This window comes from Actinoplanes flavus (genome assembly GCF_017592555.1).
GTDB lineage: Bacteria > Actinomycetota > Actinomycetes > Mycobacteriales > Micromonosporaceae > Actinoplanes > Actinoplanes flavus.
In genome coordinates this window covers 21,066-38,697 of record NZ_JAGFNS010000016.1, presented here as the reverse complement: position 1 = coordinate 38,697, position 17,632 = coordinate 21,066, and the positions used below count along the sequence as shown (strand labels likewise).

The following is a 17,632-nucleotide window of genomic DNA, read 5'->3' as shown; positions in this document are numbered from 1 at the left end:
CCCCCCCCCAACCACCCTCCACCCCCGCGTGGGCGCCCCCCCCCCCCCCCCCGGGGCGCGCGCTCTCGCGCGTTCAGTCCTGGTTGAGATCCCAGCTGAGCAGGGTGAACGTCATCTCCTCGAGCGCACCGGCCCGGCGGTAGGTGGCCAGGGCCGCCTTGTTGTCGTTCTCGGTGGCCACCCACATGCCGTAGCAGCCCCGGCCGCGGGCCAGTTCGGCCAGCGCGTCGACCAGAGCCGCGCCGATCCCCTGGAGGCGGGCCACCGGCGCCACCCCGAGCTCGTAGACGAGCATCTCGGTGCCCTTGTCCGGGTGGGTGGTCTCGACCCCGGTGATCATCCCGACCGGCCGGTCGGCGTCGTCGTAGGCCAGCAGCAGATGGTGGGTGGGGTCGGCGAGGAACCGGCGGGTGGCGGCCTCGATCGGTGGCGCGTCGAAGAGATCAGCCGCGCGATGGACCTCGGCCTCTTCGGTGACCCGTTCGATGCGCATGCCGCCACGATAACCAGCCGGCCGGAAGGTCGACAGGATGGTCGTCGATGGTCGACTCGGTAGCATGACGGGCCGATGGGGGTGGCCGAGAAGGGCGGGGACATGGCGGGTCCGGGGAACGAGGATCGACCGGCGGCTCCGGAGATGGAGTACGCCGACCCGGTCGACCCGTGGGCGACCGCCGAGGCCGCCGCGATCGCCGCCGGTGGACAGCCGGGCGGTTACACGCCGCACCCGTACCCCGGTGGCACCTGGACCATCCCGGGCGCGGTCGAGGCGACCGCGGAGGAGGAACCGGCGGCGAAACGCCGGCGCACCTGGCTGTGGGCCGGTGGCGCGGCGGTCGTCGCGACCGCCGCCGTCACCGCCGCCGCGGTGATCCTCTGGCCGGGCGTGTCCCCGATCGACTTCGTCCCGCTGGCGGAACCCCGGCGGGTGACACCGAGCGTGCCGGTCACCTCGACGTTCGCCGACACCGAGGTGCTCGGGGACCGGGCCTACCTGGCCGGCGCCGACGACACCGGCACGCTGCGGGTGGTGGCCGCCGACACGACGGACGGGTCGACGCTGTGGGAGAGCGACGGCGCCGGCCAGGCCACCACGTGGAAGTCGATGTTCGCGCTGCCCGGCGTGGTGCTGCTGCTCTCCGGTCCGGAGTCGGCGACCAGCACGATCCGGGTGGTGGCGCTGAACGCCGACGACGGCAAGCGACTCTGGGACAAGCGGATCGGCTCGTACGACGAGATCCACCTCGGCGCGAAGACCGCGCTGTGGACCGACCGGGAGGGGGACCGGATCGTCGGGATAGGGCTGTCCGACGGCGCCGAGAAGTGGTCGCAGACCGACCCGGACTCGTCGGCGGTCCACCTGGCCACCACGGTCGAGGACCTCGCCGGTCCGGCGGGCACCGCCGGGCGGCCCTTCTCCCCCGACCTCACCGACGACGAGCGGTTCGTCCAGATCGGCGCCGAGCAGACGGCCACGGTCCGCGACCTGAACACCGGGAAGGTCGTCGGCGACCCGCTGCCCGGCGTGGCGTCGACCAGCGACGAGATCGTGGTGCACGGCGGTCGGCTGTACGTGCGGGGTTCCGCCGCCCCACAGCGGATCCTCTCGTACGACCTGGGCCGGCTCACCGAGAACCCGGTCATCGTGCACACCGCCCCGCCGAACTCCTCGCTCAGCAAGCTGACCCCGTGCGGGGAACGGCTCTGTTTCGTGCAGACGGAGAGCTACGACCGGACCAGGGACCGGGTCTTCGCGCTCGGCAAGGACGGCTGGCCGGAGCCGGTGGACGTGCCCGAGGTGGAGGCCCTGGTCCCGGTCGGCGGCGCGGTGCTGGCGGTCGGCGACGAGACCACCACCGTGATCGACGAGGCCGGCCGGAAGGGCCGGGCGGAGGAGGGCGTCACGGTCCGCCTGGACGCCGGCAACATGCTGCGCTTCTCCGACAGCCTGACCACCTCGGTGAGCGACCGGGCGGTCTGGGGCATCCCGCTCGGCGCGAGCGCCGTGCCGTTGGGGCAGCTCACGGACGTACGGTCGGCGAGCTGTTCCTGGAACACCTCGGTGATCGTCTGCGCCGCCGAGGAGGATTACGTGATCTACCGGTTCACCGACTGACGAAAAGGGCGGCTCCCCGAGGGGGAACCGCCCTTTCCTACCGATCAGTGGGTCAGATGCGGATGCCCGAGCCGGCGTTGAAGACGTGCAGCGCGTTGGTGTGCGGCTTGATGAAGACCGTCTCACCCATGTGCGGCATGTTGCGGCGCTCGGTCCGGACGACGAACCGCTCCGAGCCGTGGGCCAGGTCGGCGTGGCCGTACACGTTGGCGTCCGAGCCGAGGTCCTCGACCAGGTCGACGACGATCGGCAGCGCGTCGGCCGACTCACCGACGACGTCGGCGGCCTCGGGACGGAAGCCGACGGTGACCTTGCCCTCGCCGCCCTGCTGGGCCGCGGCGACCTGCTCGCGGGTCAGCGGGATGTTGAGGGAGCCGAAGCGGGCGCCCGACTCGGTCAGCGGCACGGTCTTGATGTTCATGGCCGGGGAGCCCATGAAGCCGGCGACGAAGACGTTGCCGGGGGTGTCGTAGAGCGCCCGCGGGGTGTCCACCTGCTGGAGCACGCCGTCCAGCATGACCGCGACCCGGTGGCCCATGGTCATGGCCTCGACCTGGTCGTGGGTGACGTAGACGGTGGTGACGCCCAGCTTGGCCTGGAGCGTGGCGATCTGCGAACGCGTCTGGACGCGGAGCTTGGCGTCGAGGTTCGACAGCGGCTCGTCCATGAGGAACACCTGCGGCTGGCGCACGATCGCGCGGCCCATGGCGACACGCTGACGCTGACCACCGGAGAGCGCCTTCGGCTTACGCGACAGGTACTCCTCCAGCTGGAGCAGCGCGGCGGCCTCCTTGACGGCGCGGTCGATCTCCGCCTTCGGGGTCTTGCGCAGCTTCAGGGCGAACGCCATGTTCTCGTACACCGTCATGTGCGGGTAGAGAGCGTAGTTCTGGAACACCATCGCGATGTCACGGGACTTCGGCGGGAGGTGCGTGACGTCCTTGTCGTTGATGAGGATGCGGCCGCGGTCCACGTCCTCCAGGCCGGCGAGCATGCGCAGGCTGGTGGACTTGCCACAACCGGAGGGGCCGACCAGGACGAGGAACTCTCCGTCGCCGATCTCGAGGTTCAGCTCGTTGACCGCGGGGCGCTCGGAGCCCGGGTAGATCCGGGAGGCCTTGTCGTACGTGACGGTAGCCATGGTGAATCGACTTCCTTTCCACCGGCAGGAACGTGCCGGACGATCCGAGTAGAAGGAACTGCGAGCGCCACCGTATTTGTTTTCTTCCGACCTGCCAAGATGGCGTTCACATCACAGGACGTTATGCTGAGGCCGTTCGCCCCTGTAGCTCAGATGGCCAGAGCACCCGTCTTGTAAACGGGAGGTCGTCGGTTCGATCCCGACCGGGGGCTCCACTCCTCCCACCGGCCGGTCGTCCGGACCTCGACAGAGGCTCACTTGGTGAAGGTGTAGTACCTCCACGTACCAGCGGTGGTGTAGTTGACCTTGTCGCCTGAGGTGCCGTACACGTACTCGCCGCGGGCCCTCCACTTCACTCCGGCCTTGTAGGTGCCCGCGACGGTGAGGGTGGCCCGGCCGGTCGTGCTGACCTTCGTGGTCACGATGCGCCACGTCTTCCACTTGCCGCCGGAGTAGTACTGCACGACGGTCCGGAGCGTGCGGTTCGGGTACGGCGCCACGGTGTGGATGAACTTCGGGTCCGCGCTGGTACGGAAGTACTCGTATGTCCGGGAACCGATCTTCCCGGTCTTGTAGTCGTTGTAGACCCCGGTGCCGATATTGACCTTGGTGTAGAGAACCGAGGCCACCGACCGCGGCGCGTACCGTCCGTCGCCGGCGAACGTGACCGTCACCGTGGTGTTCCGGCTCATTGTCAGCTTGAGCGACGCCTTGCCCGCGCTGTCGACCTTCCCGGTCCAGGCCGGGTAGGGGTTCACCTTGTCGCCGGCCCGCTGCGTGTAGAACTCGACGGTCCGGTTGGTGTGGGTGGCGCCCAGCGTCGCGGTGACCGTCACCGTCTGCCCGTCCGCGTAGACCGACTTGTTACCGGTCAACGAGAGCGTGGGCGTCACTCTCGGGATCTGGACGGTGTCACTGCCGGTGGCGGCGTCGGCGACCGGACTTCCGGCGAACGAGACCGTGTACTTGACCGGGCCACCGGCCGGCGGCACGTCGTTGAACCCGAATCGTCCCGCCTCGACCCTCGCCCGGGTGAGGGCCTTGCCGTTGGGCGACTCCGCATCGGTGCGGGTGACGTTCAGTTCGGTGCCGTCCGGCAGGCCGACCGGGCCACTGATCGTTCCGGTCACGGTGATGGCCTGTCCACGGACGCCGGTCGCCGGGGCGTCCACGGTGATCGTGGGGGCCGGGAACTCCGGACCACTGAGCTTCCAGAAGTGGTACAGGTCACCCCGTGAGATGTAGAACAGCCGTCCTTCGGGCTCCCAGAAGACCCGGTGCGGCAGCGGCATCGCGTACTGCTCGACCTTGGCCACCTGGAAGCCGGCCGACGACGTCGTGGATCCGGCCGGGTAGACGGCGACGTTCGGCTCGGTGGCGTTGCTGTTCGGCAGGCCGACGGCGAGGCGCCCGTCGGCGGCGATGTCGAGCGTGGTCACCGGGTCGTCGCCGGCGGTCAGCATGCTTCGGGCGGCGAGGTCGTCCAGGGGACTGCGCATGGCTCCCCCTGCGGCGCTGATCAGCGCCTTCCCATCCGGGCTGAGAACCGCCTCGTGGTTGCGGTCACGGAAGCCGACGACCGCGCCCGCGCTGATGCGCGCCTCGGTGCCGCCGGAGACGTCGTAGGAGACGGCCGTCCCGGAGGTTTCACCATTGACCGAGGAATCGGCGACGACGAGCGTGTTCGGCGCGGCCGGCGCGGAGACGACCATCGGGGCCAGGTAGAACGCGCTGCCGTCGGAAGCCTTGTCGTGCAGGCTCACCACCGGGTCGGCGCCGGAGAGGTCGAGGGAGCCGAAGTTGCCGTCAAAACCGCCCTCGCCCCACTGCCCCATGTAGCCGAACCACACCTTGCCACCGGCGACCGCCACGTCGTACGGATACACCGAGTCACCGAGCGGGTAGCTGGCCTTCTGCGTGACGGTGGCGGCGTCGAAGGCGACCACCGCGTGCGCATCGGTACGGGCCGCGTAGACCGTGGACGCGTCGCTGGAGAGTGCGAGACCGCGAATGCCGGGCAGGCCGTCGCGGCGCGCGAGGACCGTACCCCCGTAGTTGGTCACCACGAGACGGCCGGACTCGTGGTCACTGATCAGGATGTGGCGGTGTACCGAGTCGACGAGCACGTCGTCGATGCTCGTCACGGGAAGTAGCCGGGCTTCGGTGGCCGGCAGCGTCTCGATCTCGGCCGCGGAAGCCGGCTCCTGCGACACGGCGAAGGCCACCACCGAGGAGCCGGCGAGAACCGCCGCCGCGAGGGCGGTCCGGGAGAGACGCATGGATACCTCACAACGACCAAAGTGGGACTACTCGCCGGGGCGAGCCTACGCGGGAACCGAGCGAAGTTGATCATCTGAACGGACGAGTCGGCACCGGATCGTCGCGACGCAACGGCATGGGCTTTCGGCCGGCCGGAAGCCCACCGCATCATCGATCCCGGCCCAGTCGTTGATCTTGCGTGAACTTCATCCTGATAGCCGCGCTGGGCGCGGCACTCAGTCTGCCCGCCGCGCCGGTGCCATCACCGGCCTCGGAGTGGACCCAGACCGGGTACGGCCCCGGCCTCACCTTCTACAACCCGCACGAGACCGAACTGACCCCTTCATCGGTCGGCACGATCAAACGGCGCTGGGACATGGCAACCCACGGGTCACTGGAGTGCGAGGTCGGCCGGGAACCCCTCGCCGGGTACGGCAACATCTACACCAGCGATCCCGGAGGCGTCGGGGCGTACGATCCGGCCACCGGCAAGCGCCGCTGGCACGCGGACCTGAAACGTCGCGGCGTGAAGCGGATGGCTCTGGCCGACGACACCCTGGTCACGCTCACCTACGCCTGCGACCGGCAGCAGAGCTACGTGACCGCGTTCCGGGCAACCACCGGCACCCGGCTCTGGGACATGCCGCTCAGTGTGCCCAGCCAGGACATGATCGTCGACCGGGGTGTGATCGTGGTCGACAGCCGACCCGACTTCGAGGTGTCCACGGTCGCGCACCGGCTGTCCAGCGGTGCCCGGATGTGGAAGCTCTTCGGCACCCGCGCGGACGGGCTGCTGTCGGCCCAGGGGCGGCTCCTGCTGCGCGCCGGGACGCAGGGCTCGCGGGCGGTCGACATCAAGACCGGTGCGACGATCTGGAGCAGCCCGGAGAACTGGACGGCGGTCGGCAGCAACCCGTCCGGCTCCCGGTTCTACGTCAGCCGCAAGGATGGCGGGCTGGCCGCCATCGACGCGGCGAACGGCAACCGGGCCTGGGATTCGGAGTGGCAGGTGTCCGCGGTCACCGCCGACGACAACCGCCTCTACTTCCCACGAGGGACCAGCACCATCTGTGTGGACGCACGCAACGGCAAGAAGCTGTGGTCGATCCACCTGCCGAACGACGCCGGCCAGCCGGTCCGGGCCGGGAAACTGGTCTACAGCCCGAGCGGCATGGGAGACCCGCTGTCGATCGCCGACGCGGTGACCGGCAAGGAGTACAAGGGCGGCATGCCGAGTGGCGAGTTCTACCCACCGACGGTGGCAGACGGCCGCCTCTTCCTCACGGACGGCAGCCGCCTGCGCGCCTACTTCTAGCCGGACTCAGCCCTGGGATCGGCGGCGGCTCACCTCGGCGAGGGTCACGGCCGCCGCCACGCTGGCGTTGAGGGACTCCACGTCGGAGGCCATCGGGATGCTCACCCGCAGGTCACAGGTCTCACCGACGAGGCGGGACAGGCCGCGGCCCTCGGAGCCGACCACCACGAGCAGCGGCCCGACCGCCGCCTCCAGCTGGTAGAGGTCGGTCTCGCCGTCGGCGTCCAGCCCGATGGCGGTGAAGCCCGCCTTCTGCGCCGACTTGATCGCCCGGGTCAGGTTGACCACCTGCGACACCGGCACCCGGGCGGCCGCGCCGGCGCTGGTGCGCCAGGCGGTCGCGGTGATGCCGGCGGCCCGCCGCTCGGTCATGAAGACGCCATGCCCGCCGAAGGCCGCCACCGACCGGATCACGGCGCCCACGTTGCGCGGGTCGGTGATGCCGTCCAGGGCCACCAGCAGCGGGGACGTCTGCTCCAGCGCCGCGTTGACCAGGTCCTCGAAGTCCTCGTACGCGAACGGCGGCACCTGGAGCCCGACGCCCTGGTGCAGCACGCCGCCGGTCATCCGGTCCAGCTCGTTGCGGCTGATCTCCAGGATCGGGATGCCCCGGTCACCGGAGGTCCGGACGATCTCGGCGACCCGCTCGTCGATGTCGATGCCCTGCGCCACGTACAGCGCGGTGGCGGGCACCACGGCCCGCAGCGCCTCGACCACCGGGTTGCGGCCGAGCAGCAGCTCGGGACCTTCCTTGGTGGGGTTGGACCGGCGCCCGGGTGCGATCCGCGGCCCCCGCGGACCGCCGCCCCGCACGCCGCCGCGGGCCGACTGGGTCCGGGTGATCCCGGCGGCCCGGCCACCGCCCCGGCCCCAGGTGGTGTCCTTGCTGCCGGGGACGCCGACCTTGGGCGCACGGCCCTCGGCGGCCGCCGCCCGGCGCTCCTTCTCCTGCTTACGAGCGGTCTTCTCGGGCAGCTTCTCGGTGCCCGAGTAGCCCTTGTGCCAGGGGCGCTCGTCAGCCGGCAGGGTCTTGCCCCGGCCCTTGAGCCCGGCGCGGTTCTTGCCGCCGGACCCGATGCTCGCCCCCTTCTTCGAGGTGGAGCGCTTGCTCGCATTGAACGAATTGCCGGCCATCAGTGCTGTTCTCCTACCGTCCAGCGCGGCCCGGTCGGAGTGTCCTCCACCTGAATACCCGCGTTCTTGAGCTGGTCCCGCACCGAGTCGGCGGCCGCCCAGTCCTTACGTGCGCGGGCCTGGGCCCGCTGTTCCAATGCCAGGGCGACCAGGGAGTCGACCACCGGCTTGAGATCGTTGCCACTCTCGCCGCCACTCCAGGCGCCGTCGAACGGGTCGATGCCGAGCACGCCGAGCATGGCCCGGACCGCGGTCAGCGCGCCGCGGATGGCCGGCTCGTCACCGGCGGCCAGGGCGGTGTTGCCCTCCCGGATGGTGTCGTGCACGACCGCGAGCGCCGCCGAGGTGTTCAGGTCGTCGTTCATCGCGTCGGCGAAGGCCGGCGGCACCGCCTTGGGCCGCCCGTTGCCGACAACCTCGGCCGCGCGCTGCACGAAGCCCTCGATCCGCCGGTAGGCGACCGCGGCCTCCCGCAGCGCCTCGTCGGAGTAGTCGATCCGTGAGCGGTAGTGCGGGCTGCCCAGGTAGTAGCGCAGCTCGACCGGGCGGATGCCGGCCTCGGTCACCGAGTTCAGATCGATCACGTTGCCCAGCGACTTGCTCATCTTGGAGTCACCGAGGTTGAGCAGCGCGTGGTGCACCCAGTAGCGGGCGAAACCGAGACCGGCCGCCTTGGACTGGGCCACCTCGTTCTCGTGGTGCGGGAAGGTGAGGTCGAGGCCGCCGCCGTGGATGTCGAACTCGTCGCCGAGATAGCGCTGGGCCATGGCCGAGCACTCGATGTGCCAGCCGGGCCGGCCGCGGCCCCAGGGCGACGGCCAGTACGCGTCCTGCGGCTCGTCCGCCTTCACGCCCTTCCACAGGGCGAAGTCACGGTGGTCGCGCTTGTCGCGCACCGGGGCGTCGCCGGCGTCGCGCATGTCCTCCGGCCGCTGACCGGAGAGCGCGCCGTAGTCGCGGTAGGAGAGCACGTCGAAGTAGACGTCGGCGCAGTCGCCCCCACCGGGGTAGGCGTGTCCACGCTCGATCAGCGCCCCGATCAGCTCGTGCATCTCGGTGATGTGCCCGGTGGCCAACGGCTCGTACGTCGGCGGCAGCACGTTGAGGGCGCGGTAGTCGCGCTCCAGCAGCAGCCGGTTCTCGTAGGCGATGGCCCACCACGGCCGCTTGTGCTCCAGCGACTTCTGCAGGATCTTGTCGTCCACGTCGGTGACGTTGCGGACGAAGGTGACCTCCAGCCCCTCGTGCAGCAGCCAGCGCCGCAACACGTCGTAGTTGACGGCGGAGCGCAGATGGCCGATGTGGGGCGAGGACTGCACGGTGACGCCACACAGGTAGATCCCCGCCTGACCGGGCGTCATCGGGACGAAGTCCCGGACCGATCGGGTCGCGGTGTCATACAGGCGGAGAGTCACCGTACAAGGGTACCGGCCGGACCTCAGGGACGCGTCATCCGGAGCACGTCGAGCGCTTCGTCGAGCTGCGCCTCGGTGAGCCGGCCCGCCCCGACGTGGCCGCGCCCGATCACCACCTCGCGGATGGTCCGTCCGGTGGCGAGCGCCTCCTTGGCGATCGCGGCCGCCTCGTCGTAGCCGAGGTACCGGTTGAGCGGGGTGACGATCGACGGCGAACCCTCCGCGTACCCCCGGGCGATCTCCTCGTTGGCCTCCAGGCCCGCGACGCAGCGGTCGGCGAGGAGCCGGGACACGGCGGCCAGCAGCCGGATCGACTCCAGCAGGTTGCGGGCCATCACCGGCAGCATCACGTTGAGCTCGAAGTCGCCCTGGGTGCCGGCGAAGGCGACCGTCGCGTCGTTGCCGATCACCTGGGCGGCGACCTGGCGGACCGCCTCGGGGACCACCGGGTTCACCTTGCCCGGCATGATCGACGAGCCGGGCTGGAGGTCGGGCAGGCGCAGCTCGCGCAGACCGGCCCGGGGCCCGGAGCCCATCCAGCGGATGTCGTTGGCGATCTTGTAGAGGCCGGCGGCGATCACCCGCAGCTGGCCGGACGCCTCGACCAGCGCGTCCCGGGCGCCCTGCGCCTCGAAGTGGTCGCGGGCCTCGGTCAGCGGCAGGCCGGTCTCGTCGGCGAGCAGCCGGATCACCGCCTGCGCGAACCCGGGCGGCGTGTTCACCCCGGTGCCCACCGCGGTGCCGCCGAGCGGCAGCTCACCGAGCCGGGGCAGGGTGGCCTGAAGGCGCTCGACGCCGTTGGTGACCTGGCGCGCGTACCCGGAGAACTCCTGCCCGAGGGTGACCGGGGTGGCGTCCATGAGATGCGTGCGGCCGCTCTTGACCACCCCCGCGAAATCGGAGGATTTCGCCTGGAGGACGGAGGCGAGATGGGCGAGGGCCGGGATCAGCTCGCCACTCACCTGTTCCACCGCGGCCAGGTGGATCGACGAGGGGAAGACGTCGTTGGACGACTGGGAGGCGTTGACGTGGTCGTTCGGATGCACCGGCCGGCCCAGGTCACGGCTCGCCAGGGTGGCGATCACCTCGTTCGCGTTCATGTTGGACGAGGTGCCCGAGCCGGTCTGGAAGACGTCGACCGGGAACTGGTCGTCGTAGCCGCCGTCGGCCACGTGCGCCGCGGCGGTCGCGATCGACTCGGCCAGGTCCTTCTCCAGCACGCCGAGGCTCGCGTTGGCCCGCGCCGCGGCGCCCTTGATCCGGGCCAGCGCCCGGATGTGCGACGCCTCCAGCCCCCGGCCGGAGATCGGGAAGTTCTCCACCGCCCGCTGGGTCTGCGCACGCCACAGGGCCGCGGCCGGGACGAGCACCTCGCCCATCGTGTCGCGCTCGGTCCGGAAACCACTCTCGTCGGTCGTCACCGGACCATCCTCTCTCGACTCTCGGCGAGCCGCAGCCGATCGGCCACCGCGAAGCGCTCCGGCGCGCCCATCCGCTCGAACAGCTCCAGCGCCCGGGACCAGAGGCGCCGGGCCTCCTCCGGGTCGCTCACCGCGGCGCACTCGCCGAGTCCGGCGAGGGCGCGGGCCACGAAGAACGGGTGCTGGTCCGCGTGGGGCAGATCGATCAATCTCCGGTACGCCGCCCGCGCGGCCCCCGGATCCCCGGACGCCCGGAGCGTGTCCCCGTAGTCGGCGAGGGTCTCCTGCCGTAACCGGAGCTGGTTCATCCGGTCGGCGATACCGACCGAGCGCCGGTGTTCGGCCAGCGCCGCCGGATAGTCGCCCTGGAGGGCCAGGACCACGCCCAGCGCCGCGCGCACCTCGGCCTCCAGCGGGGCCAGCGAGCGTTCCAGGACGATCCGCAGGGCGATCTCCAGGTACCGCCGGTCGGACGGCAGGGTGCTCAGCCCGAGACTGCGCTTGTTGCGCTGCATCTGCATGAGGCATCCGGCGAAGTCGTGGGCCTCGCCGGGGTAGTGGGCGGACATCAGCCGGAGCCGGTCGATGCGCAGCGCCTCCTCGTACCGGCCGAGCCGCCGCAGCGCGATGCCCAGCTGGGTGGTCGCGCTCAGCGGGTTGATCGGCAGCCGGGCCATGCAGGCCAGCCGGATCGACTCCTGCGCGCTCGCCACGGCCTCGGCGAACCGGCCGGTGGCGACCTGCACCGAGGCCACGTTCGACAGGCACTGGGCCAGGCCGCGCAGGTCGCCCTGCCGCTCCCGGATCGCGATGGCCTCCTGGAGGTACTCCAGCGTCCGGTCGTAGTCGGCGGCCCGGTAGTGGTAGGAGGCCACGTAGTTCGCCATCATCGCGACCCCGTCCAGGTCGCCGGCCTCGCGCGCGACGGCCAGGCCGCGCTCGTTCAGGGTCACGACGTCCTGGTTGTACCCGCGGTAGAAGAGCAGGTACCAGGCGGCCCGGGGGATGAGCCACGCGTACTGCGGGTGCCCGGACCGGACCGCCGCCTCCAGGAAGGCGCCCAGGTCCGGCCGGCGCAGCTCCAGCCGGGCGGCCGGGTCGGTGATCGCCGCCCGCAGGTCGGGCCGCAGGTCCGGCAGCTTCTCCAGGAAGTTGGCGAGGCTTTCCATGGTCGGCGGCGTGGTGGCGGCCAGGGCGTACGTCTCCAGGTCGAGCAGCGCCAGGACGGCCGCGCCGCGTTCCGGTTCGGGCAGCCCCTCGGCGAGCAGCGCGCTGTACTCCCGGAGCAGGTCGTGCATGCGGAAGACGCCCGCCTCCGGCTCCTCCAGCAGGTGGACGTCGACCAGCTCGTCGAGCAGGTCCCGGGCCTCGTCGAGGGGCAGGCCGGTGAGCGCCGCGGCGGCCGGCGCGTCGAGCAGCGTGCCGGGGAAGAGGCCGAGCAACCGGTAGTGCCGCTGATGGTGCTCCGCGAGCTGGCCGAAGGAGAGGGCGAACGCGCTGGCCACGGTCCGGCTCTCCACCGCCAGCTCGGGCAGGGCCGCGTCGCCCAGCCGCCGGACCAGGTCGGCCACCCGCCACCGGGGCCGGTGCGCGAGCCGGGCGCCGGCCAGCCGCACGGCGAGCGGCAGGCCGCCGCAGCGCCGGACCACCTCGGCGGCCGCCTCCGGTTCGGCCCGGACCCGGTCGCCCACGATCCGTTCGAGCAGGGCGATCGCCTCGTCCGGGTCCAGGACCGGCAACGACTCCGGGTGCACGCCGTCCAGCCCGGCGAGCCGGCGGCGGCTGGTGACCACCGCCAGGCTGCCCGCCGCGGTCGGCAGCAGGTCCTCCACCTGGGCGCTGGACGCGGCGTTGTCGAAGACCACCAGCGCCCGTCGGCGGGCCAGCTCGGTACGCCAGAGCCCGACCCGGTCGACCAGGGCGGCCGGGATCACGTCGGCGGCGAGGCCGAGCTGGCGCAGCAGGACGAGCAGGGCGCCGGCCGGGTCGACCGGGTCGTGTTCGCTGTGTCCCTGGAGGTCGACGAAGAGGTGCGCGTCCGGGTACCGGTCGCCGATCAGGGTGGCGACGTGCAGCGCGAGGGTCGTCTTGCCGCTGCCGGCCATCCCGTCGATCGTCAGGATCGCCGGCCCGGCCGTGGACACCTCGCCGATCAGCCGGTCGACCAGCCCGGACCGGCCGGTGAAGTCCCGGACGGTACGCGGCAGGCAGCGGACCACGTCGACCGGCGCCGACGGGCGGGCGGCCGCCGCGGGCACCGATCCGGCGAGCAGGTCACGGTGCAGTTCCTGGAGTTCCGGGCCGGGATCGATGCCCAGCTCGTCGCGGAGCGTGTCGCGGGCCCGCCGGAACTCGGCCAGCGCGTCGGCCTGCCGCCCGGCCCGGAACAGCGCCAGCATCAGCTGCCCGCGCAGCCGTTCCCGCAGTGGGAAGCGGTCGACCAGGGCGGCCAGTTCGCCGAGCAGTTCCCGGGCCTGCCCGGCGGCCAGCTCCAGGTCCACCCAGTCCTCGACGGCGAGGGCCCGCCGCTCGTCCAGCATCGCGGCCGCCTGCCGGACCTCGGGGGCGTCGATCTCGGCGCAGGCCGGGCCGGTCCACAGGTCCAGGGCCGCCCGGTACGCCGTACGGGCCTGCTCCGGGGCGGCCGTGCGCGCCTGGTCGACGAGCCGGAGGAACTCGGCGGAGTCCAGGTCCCCGGGTTCGACGCGGATGCCGTATCCGGCCGGGTCGGTGAGGATCGCTCCGTCCGGGAGGATCCGGCGCAACCGGGACACGCAGGTCTGCAACTGTCCGCGGGCGGTGGCCGGCGGCTCGGTGCCCCAGACCGCCTCGGTGAGCTCGCCCACGCCGACGATCCGGCCGGGCCGGAGCAGGAGCATGGCGAGCACGATCCGCTCCCGGCCGGCCGTGACCGCTACCGGAAGCTCATTGTCGGTTACGGACAGTATTCCTAGAATGCGGTAGCGCACAGTGGCCATCCGTTCGATGGGCGGCGATGGAAGGGTAGCCAGAACCGGCAAGAGCGGATCGACAGCGGTTCGATAGCGACCTACGGCAGGCTGCTGTCCCAGCGCCGCTTCACCACCGATGCTTCCCAAGAGCGCCCCCAGAGAGTGGTGGAGCGGCCAGGCTTCGCAACGGGGGAGGACAGCCCGCTCGCGGTGTTCGCCGTGAGCGGGCTGTTCGTTATTCGGTGCTCACACAAAGTTGGCGGTCGTTGTCCTCGTTACGTAACGTCGAGCGGGTTTGGATGACCCCGACGAAGAGGAACCTCTGATGCGAAGCGCCATCCTGGCCGTGCTCGCCGGCGGCATGCTGCTCGGCAGCGCCGCGTGCGGGAGCGATCCGAAGCCGAGCAGCGCCCCGCAGCCGACCACCTCGGCACGGGTCGAGGCCACCCCGCTCGCCTCGCCGTCGGCGCCGGACTACTCGGCCGACAACGATGTGGTGTGCCGCCGCCTCGACAAGGTCTTCACCGCCGGGTTCGGCGACTTCGGCAAGGCGATCGGCAAGATGATCGCCTACAAGGAGGCCAAGGACAAGGCCGGCGCCGCCGCCGCCGAGAAGACCGCCGCCGCCGAGTTGCAGGCGGTGGCCACCGACCTTCGCAAGGAGGTCGCCACCGCGAAGAACCCGGATCTCAAGGCGTCCGCCATCATCTCGGTCGGGAAGATCGAGACCAGCGCGAAGAACCGGGACTACATCGAGAAGATCAAGACCACCAAGGATCTGGACAAGAGCCTCAAGGCCCAGATCGCCGAGTGGTTGAGCCCGGTGGCCGGCTACTGCGCGATCAGCTGACCACCGGGGCGCCGGTCAGCGGCGGCCGATGCCCAGGACCGGCTTCGTCACCTCGGCGAAGAAGTCGTTGCCCTTGTCGTCGACCACGATGAAGGCCGGGAAGTCCTCGACCTCGATCTTCCAGACCGCCTCCATGCCGAGCTCCGGGAACTCCAGCACCTCGACGTGACGGATGCAGTCCTGGGCGAGGCGGGCGGCCGGGCCGCCGATCGAGCCGAGGTAGAACCCGCCGTGCGTCTGGCAGGCGTCGGTGACCTGCTTGGACCGGTTGCCCTTGGCGAGCATCACCATCGAGCCGCCGGCCGCCTGGAACTTCTCGACGTAGGAGTCCATCCGGCCGGCCGTGGTGGGCCCGAAGGAGCCGGAAGCGTACCCCTCGGGGGTCTTGGCCGGGCCGGCGTAGTAGACCGCGTGGTCGCGCATGTAGTCCGGCATCGGCTGGCCGGCGTCGAGCCGCTCGGCGATCTTGGCGTGCGCGATGTCCCGGGCCACCACCAGCGGGCCGGTCAGCGACAGCCGGGTCTTCACCGGGTACTTGCTCAGTTCCGCGCGGATCTCGGCCATCGGCCGGTTCAGGTCGATGTTGACGACCGGCGACTCGTCCAGGTCGACGTCGGGCAGGTAGCGGGCCGGGTCGGTCTCCAGACGCTCCAGCCACACGCCGGACGGGGTGATCTTGGCGACCGCCTGGCGGTCCGCTGAGCAGGAGACCGCGATCGCGACCGGGCAGGACGCGCCGTGCCGGGGCAGGCGGATCACCCGGACGTCGTGGCAGAAGTAGCGGCCGCCGAACTGCGCGCCGATGCCGAAGTCCCGGGTCAGCTCCAGGACCGCAGCCTCCAGCTCCAGGTCACGGAAGCCGTGCGCCAGCATGGTGCCCGAGGTGGGCAGGTTGTCCAGGTACTTCGCGGAGGCCAGCTTCGCGGTCTTCAGCGCGTGCTCGGCGCTGGTGCCGCCGACGACCACGGCCAGGTGGTACGGCGGGCACGCCGACGTCCCGATGAGGCGCAGCTTCTCGTCCAGGAACTGCATCATCCGCTGCGGGTTCAGCAGCGCCTTCGTCTCCTGGTACAGGTACGACTTGTTGGCCGAGCCGCCGCCCTTGGCCATGAACAGGAACTTGTACGCGTCCGGCTGACCACCCGGGTCCTCGGCGTACAGCTCGATCTGGGCCGGCAGGTTGGTCCCGGTGTTCTTCTCGTCCCACATGGTGATCGGGGCGAGCTGCGAGTACCGCAGGTTGAGCCGGGTGTAGGCCTGGTAGACGCCGAGGGCGATGGCCGCCTCGTCGGTGCCGTCGGTGAGCACGTGCCGGCCGCGCTTGCCCATCACGATGGCGGTGCCGGTGTCCTGGCACATCGGCAGCACCCCGCCGGCCGCGATGTTCGCGTTGCGCAGCAGGTCCAGCGCGACGAACCGGTCGTTCGGCGACGCCTTCGGGTCGTCGATGATCGAGCGCAGCTGGGCCAGGTGGGCGGGCCGCAGGTAGTGCGCGATGTCGTGCATCGCCTCCGCGGTGAGCTGGGTGAGCGCCGCCGGATCGACGGTCAGGAACCGTCGGCCGCCCGGACCCTCGACGACATCCACGCCCTCGTCGGTGACCAGGCGGTACTCGGTCAGGTCCGCACCGGTCGGGAGGAGCGGCGAGTAGCTGAAATCGGCGCCTCTGCTCATGAGCGGCAAGCCTAGGCCAGCGAGGCCGTGCCGCGCGAACCACTCCCCGGAGCTTCCCCGCATCAGGAGAACGGCAGGTAGGCCATGTCCCGCCCGGATGCCGCGATCATCCCGTCCGGGCCGACCGCGAAGACCTTCGCATCGGTACGCACATCGGCACGGACCGCCCCGTTCGACGGGGTCAGCGCGGTGACCCTGTCCTTCGAGACGACGATCACGGCGTACGGGGTGAGCGCCGCACCGACCTCACCCCGCCCGTCCAGCCGCCAGACCGCCTTGTCCTTGGCGAACGAGTGCCCCCGTACCTGATCGCCCTTGCGGATGACGGCGTAGGTGTCGTTGACGGTGAGCACCTTCGACTCCTTGTCGCCGTACCACAGGTTGCGCCCGTCGTAGCCGTTGATCAGCACCTCCCGCCCGTACGGGTCGACGCCGAGCACCACGTTGTAGCCGCCGGCCGGATCGCGCTCCTGGTCGCAGGCGGACCCGTTGTCGGCGGTGCGCAGGTTCAGCCCGTCCCGCCGCCACACCACCTGCCCACCCGGCGGGCTCCCGGCCACCACGTCGTAGTAGCAGGTGCCGTCCTTGGCGGTGCCGGTGATCGTCAGGACCCGGCCGCCGACCACCGCGACCCGCTGCTCCCGGCCGGGCCGCACGGTCTGCACGAGCCGGCCGCTGGCCGTGTCGATCACCCGGATCCGGCCGTCGTGCGGCAGCCCGAGCAGGCCGGGCAGGACCGGCGGCCCGGCCACGTCGTCGTCCACCCGGTCGGAGGAGAGCCGCCGGGTGTCCGGCAGGTCGGGGTTGGCGGCGTCCAGGACGAACCCGATGCTTCCGGTGCCGACCGTCCAGAGCTGTTCACCGGAGCGCGGATCCCAGGCGGTGAGCCGGCAGTCGTCGCCGCCGGAACAGGTCAGGTCCACGATCGCGTCCTGGTAGGTCCAGACCGCCGTGGCGCCGCTGTCGGACCGCCGTACCGTGCCGGTGGCCGGGTCGAGGACCTGGTAGCCCTTGGTCAGCAGGCGGCCGGTCACCACGACGGCGTTGGCGCCCTTGCCGGCGATCGAGGCCCAGTCGGCGTCCGAGGACCAGAGCTTGACGGCGGCGGTCAGGCCGTAGGCCTCCACCGAGGTCCGGTACTCGACGATCACCGCGTCGCCGGCGATCGCGATGCTCTGCGGCGACCCGCCCAGCTGCTGCTGCCAGCGGGCCCCGGGCGCGATCGGCCCGCTCGTGCTGATCCACGACCAGAGCCGCGGGAACGGGTTCCACACGCCGGTCGCGGCCAGCACGGTGACGACGACCGTGGCGGCGACCAGCGTGTATCCCTTCCAGGAACCGCCTCCGGAGGCCATG

General features: G+C 71.2%; 12 protein-coding genes and 1 tRNA gene. 4 read left to right on the top strand and 9 right to left on the bottom strand.

Going from position 1 to position 17,632, the window contains the following annotated elements; all coding sequences use genetic code 11:
- Positions 1-73: 73 nt before the first annotated feature.
- Positions 74-493 (bottom strand): GNAT family N-acetyltransferase, encoded by a 420-nt coding sequence (locus J5X75_RS23825; RefSeq protein ID WP_208469718.1) that lies wholly within the window; start codon positions 491-493, stop codon positions 74-76.
- A gap of 75 nt (positions 494-568) precedes the next feature.
- Here J5X75_RS23825 and J5X75_RS23820 point away from each other — a divergent pair, with 75 nt between their 5' ends.
- The gene (locus J5X75_RS23820) at positions 569-2,116 is read left to right on the top strand and encodes an outer membrane protein assembly factor BamB family protein (RefSeq protein WP_208469717.1); all 1,548 of its coding nucleotides are present in this window, start codon (positions 569-571) and stop codon (positions 2,114-2,116) included.
- 52 nt (positions 2,117-2,168) lie between these two features.
- Here J5X75_RS23820 and J5X75_RS23815 read toward each other — a convergent pair whose 3' ends face one another.
- Positions 2,169-3,257 carry an ABC transporter ATP-binding protein gene (locus tag J5X75_RS23815; RefSeq protein WP_208469716.1) on the bottom strand — a complete coding sequence of 363 codons (1,089 nt, stop codon included), beginning with the start codon at positions 3,255-3,257 and terminating at the stop codon, positions 2,169-2,171.
- 138 nt (positions 3,258-3,395) lie between these two features.
- Here J5X75_RS23815 and J5X75_RS23810 point away from each other — a divergent pair.
- Positions 3,396-3,472, top strand: a tRNA-Thr gene (locus J5X75_RS23810).
- Positions 3,473-3,511: 39 nt separating this feature from the next.
- Here the strand turns inward: J5X75_RS23810 and J5X75_RS23805 are convergent.
- Positions 3,512-5,536 carry a YncE family protein gene (locus J5X75_RS23805; RefSeq protein ID WP_208469715.1) on the bottom strand — a complete coding sequence of 675 codons (2,025 nt, stop codon included), beginning with the start codon at positions 5,534-5,536 and terminating at the stop codon, positions 3,512-3,514.
- Positions 5,537-5,715: 179 nt separating this feature from the next.
- Here J5X75_RS23805 and J5X75_RS23800 point away from each other — a divergent pair, with 179 nt between their 5' ends.
- Positions 5,716-6,831: an outer membrane protein assembly factor BamB family protein gene (locus J5X75_RS23800; RefSeq protein WP_208469714.1), complete on the top strand. Its 1,116-nt coding sequence runs from the start codon at positions 5,716-5,718 to the stop codon at positions 6,829-6,831.
- Positions 6,832-6,837: 6 nt separating this feature from the next.
- On the opposite strand, the gene rlmB is transcribed toward J5X75_RS23800, so the two are convergent.
- Genes rlmB through J5X75_RS23780 form a run of 4 tightly spaced genes read right to left on the bottom strand, consistent with a single transcriptional unit; the run spans position 6,838 to position 13,779 of the window.
- On the bottom strand, positions 6,838-7,965 hold the full coding sequence (rlmB, locus tag J5X75_RS23795) for a 23S rRNA (guanosine(2251)-2'-O)-methyltransferase RlmB (RefSeq protein WP_208469713.1): 1,128 nt from the start codon (positions 7,963-7,965) through the stop codon (positions 6,838-6,840).
- Positions 7,965-9,380 (bottom strand): cysteine--tRNA ligase, encoded by a 1,416-nt coding sequence (gene cysS / locus J5X75_RS23790; RefSeq protein WP_208469712.1) that lies wholly within the window; start codon positions 9,378-9,380, stop codon positions 7,965-7,967. The genes rlmB and cysS overlap by 1 nt, the downstream gene beginning before the upstream one ends.
- A 23-nt stretch (positions 9,381-9,403) precedes the next feature.
- Positions 9,404-10,759, bottom strand: coding sequence for a class II fumarate hydratase (locus J5X75_RS23785; RefSeq protein WP_238489073.1), 1,356 nt, complete (start codon positions 10,757-10,759; stop codon positions 9,404-9,406).
- Between the two features lie 38 nt (positions 10,760-10,797).
- Positions 10,798-13,779 carry an AfsR/SARP family transcriptional regulator gene (locus J5X75_RS23780; protein WP_208469710.1) on the bottom strand — a complete coding sequence of 994 codons (2,982 nt, stop codon included), beginning with the start codon at positions 13,777-13,779 and terminating at the stop codon, positions 10,798-10,800.
- Positions 13,780-14,077: 298 nt separating this feature from the next.
- Here J5X75_RS23780 and J5X75_RS23775 point away from each other — a divergent pair, with 298 nt between their 5' ends.
- The gene (locus tag J5X75_RS23775; RefSeq protein ID WP_208469709.1) at positions 14,078-14,602 is read left to right on the top strand and encodes a hypothetical protein; all 525 of its coding nucleotides are present in this window, start codon (positions 14,078-14,080) and stop codon (positions 14,600-14,602) included.
- A 15-nt stretch (positions 14,603-14,617) separates the two neighbouring features.
- On the opposite strand, the gene J5X75_RS23770 is transcribed toward J5X75_RS23775, so the two are convergent.
- A complete protein-coding gene (locus J5X75_RS23770; protein WP_208469708.1) occupies positions 14,618-16,276 on the bottom strand; it encodes a fumarate hydratase in 1,659 nt (552 codons plus the stop codon).
- 62 nt (positions 16,277-16,338) lie between these two features.
- Positions 16,339-17,631, bottom strand: a complete 1,293-nt coding sequence (locus J5X75_RS23765; RefSeq protein ID WP_208469707.1) for a PQQ-binding-like beta-propeller repeat protein — start codon at positions 17,629-17,631, stop codon at positions 16,339-16,341.
- Position 17,632 lies beyond the last annotated feature (1 nt).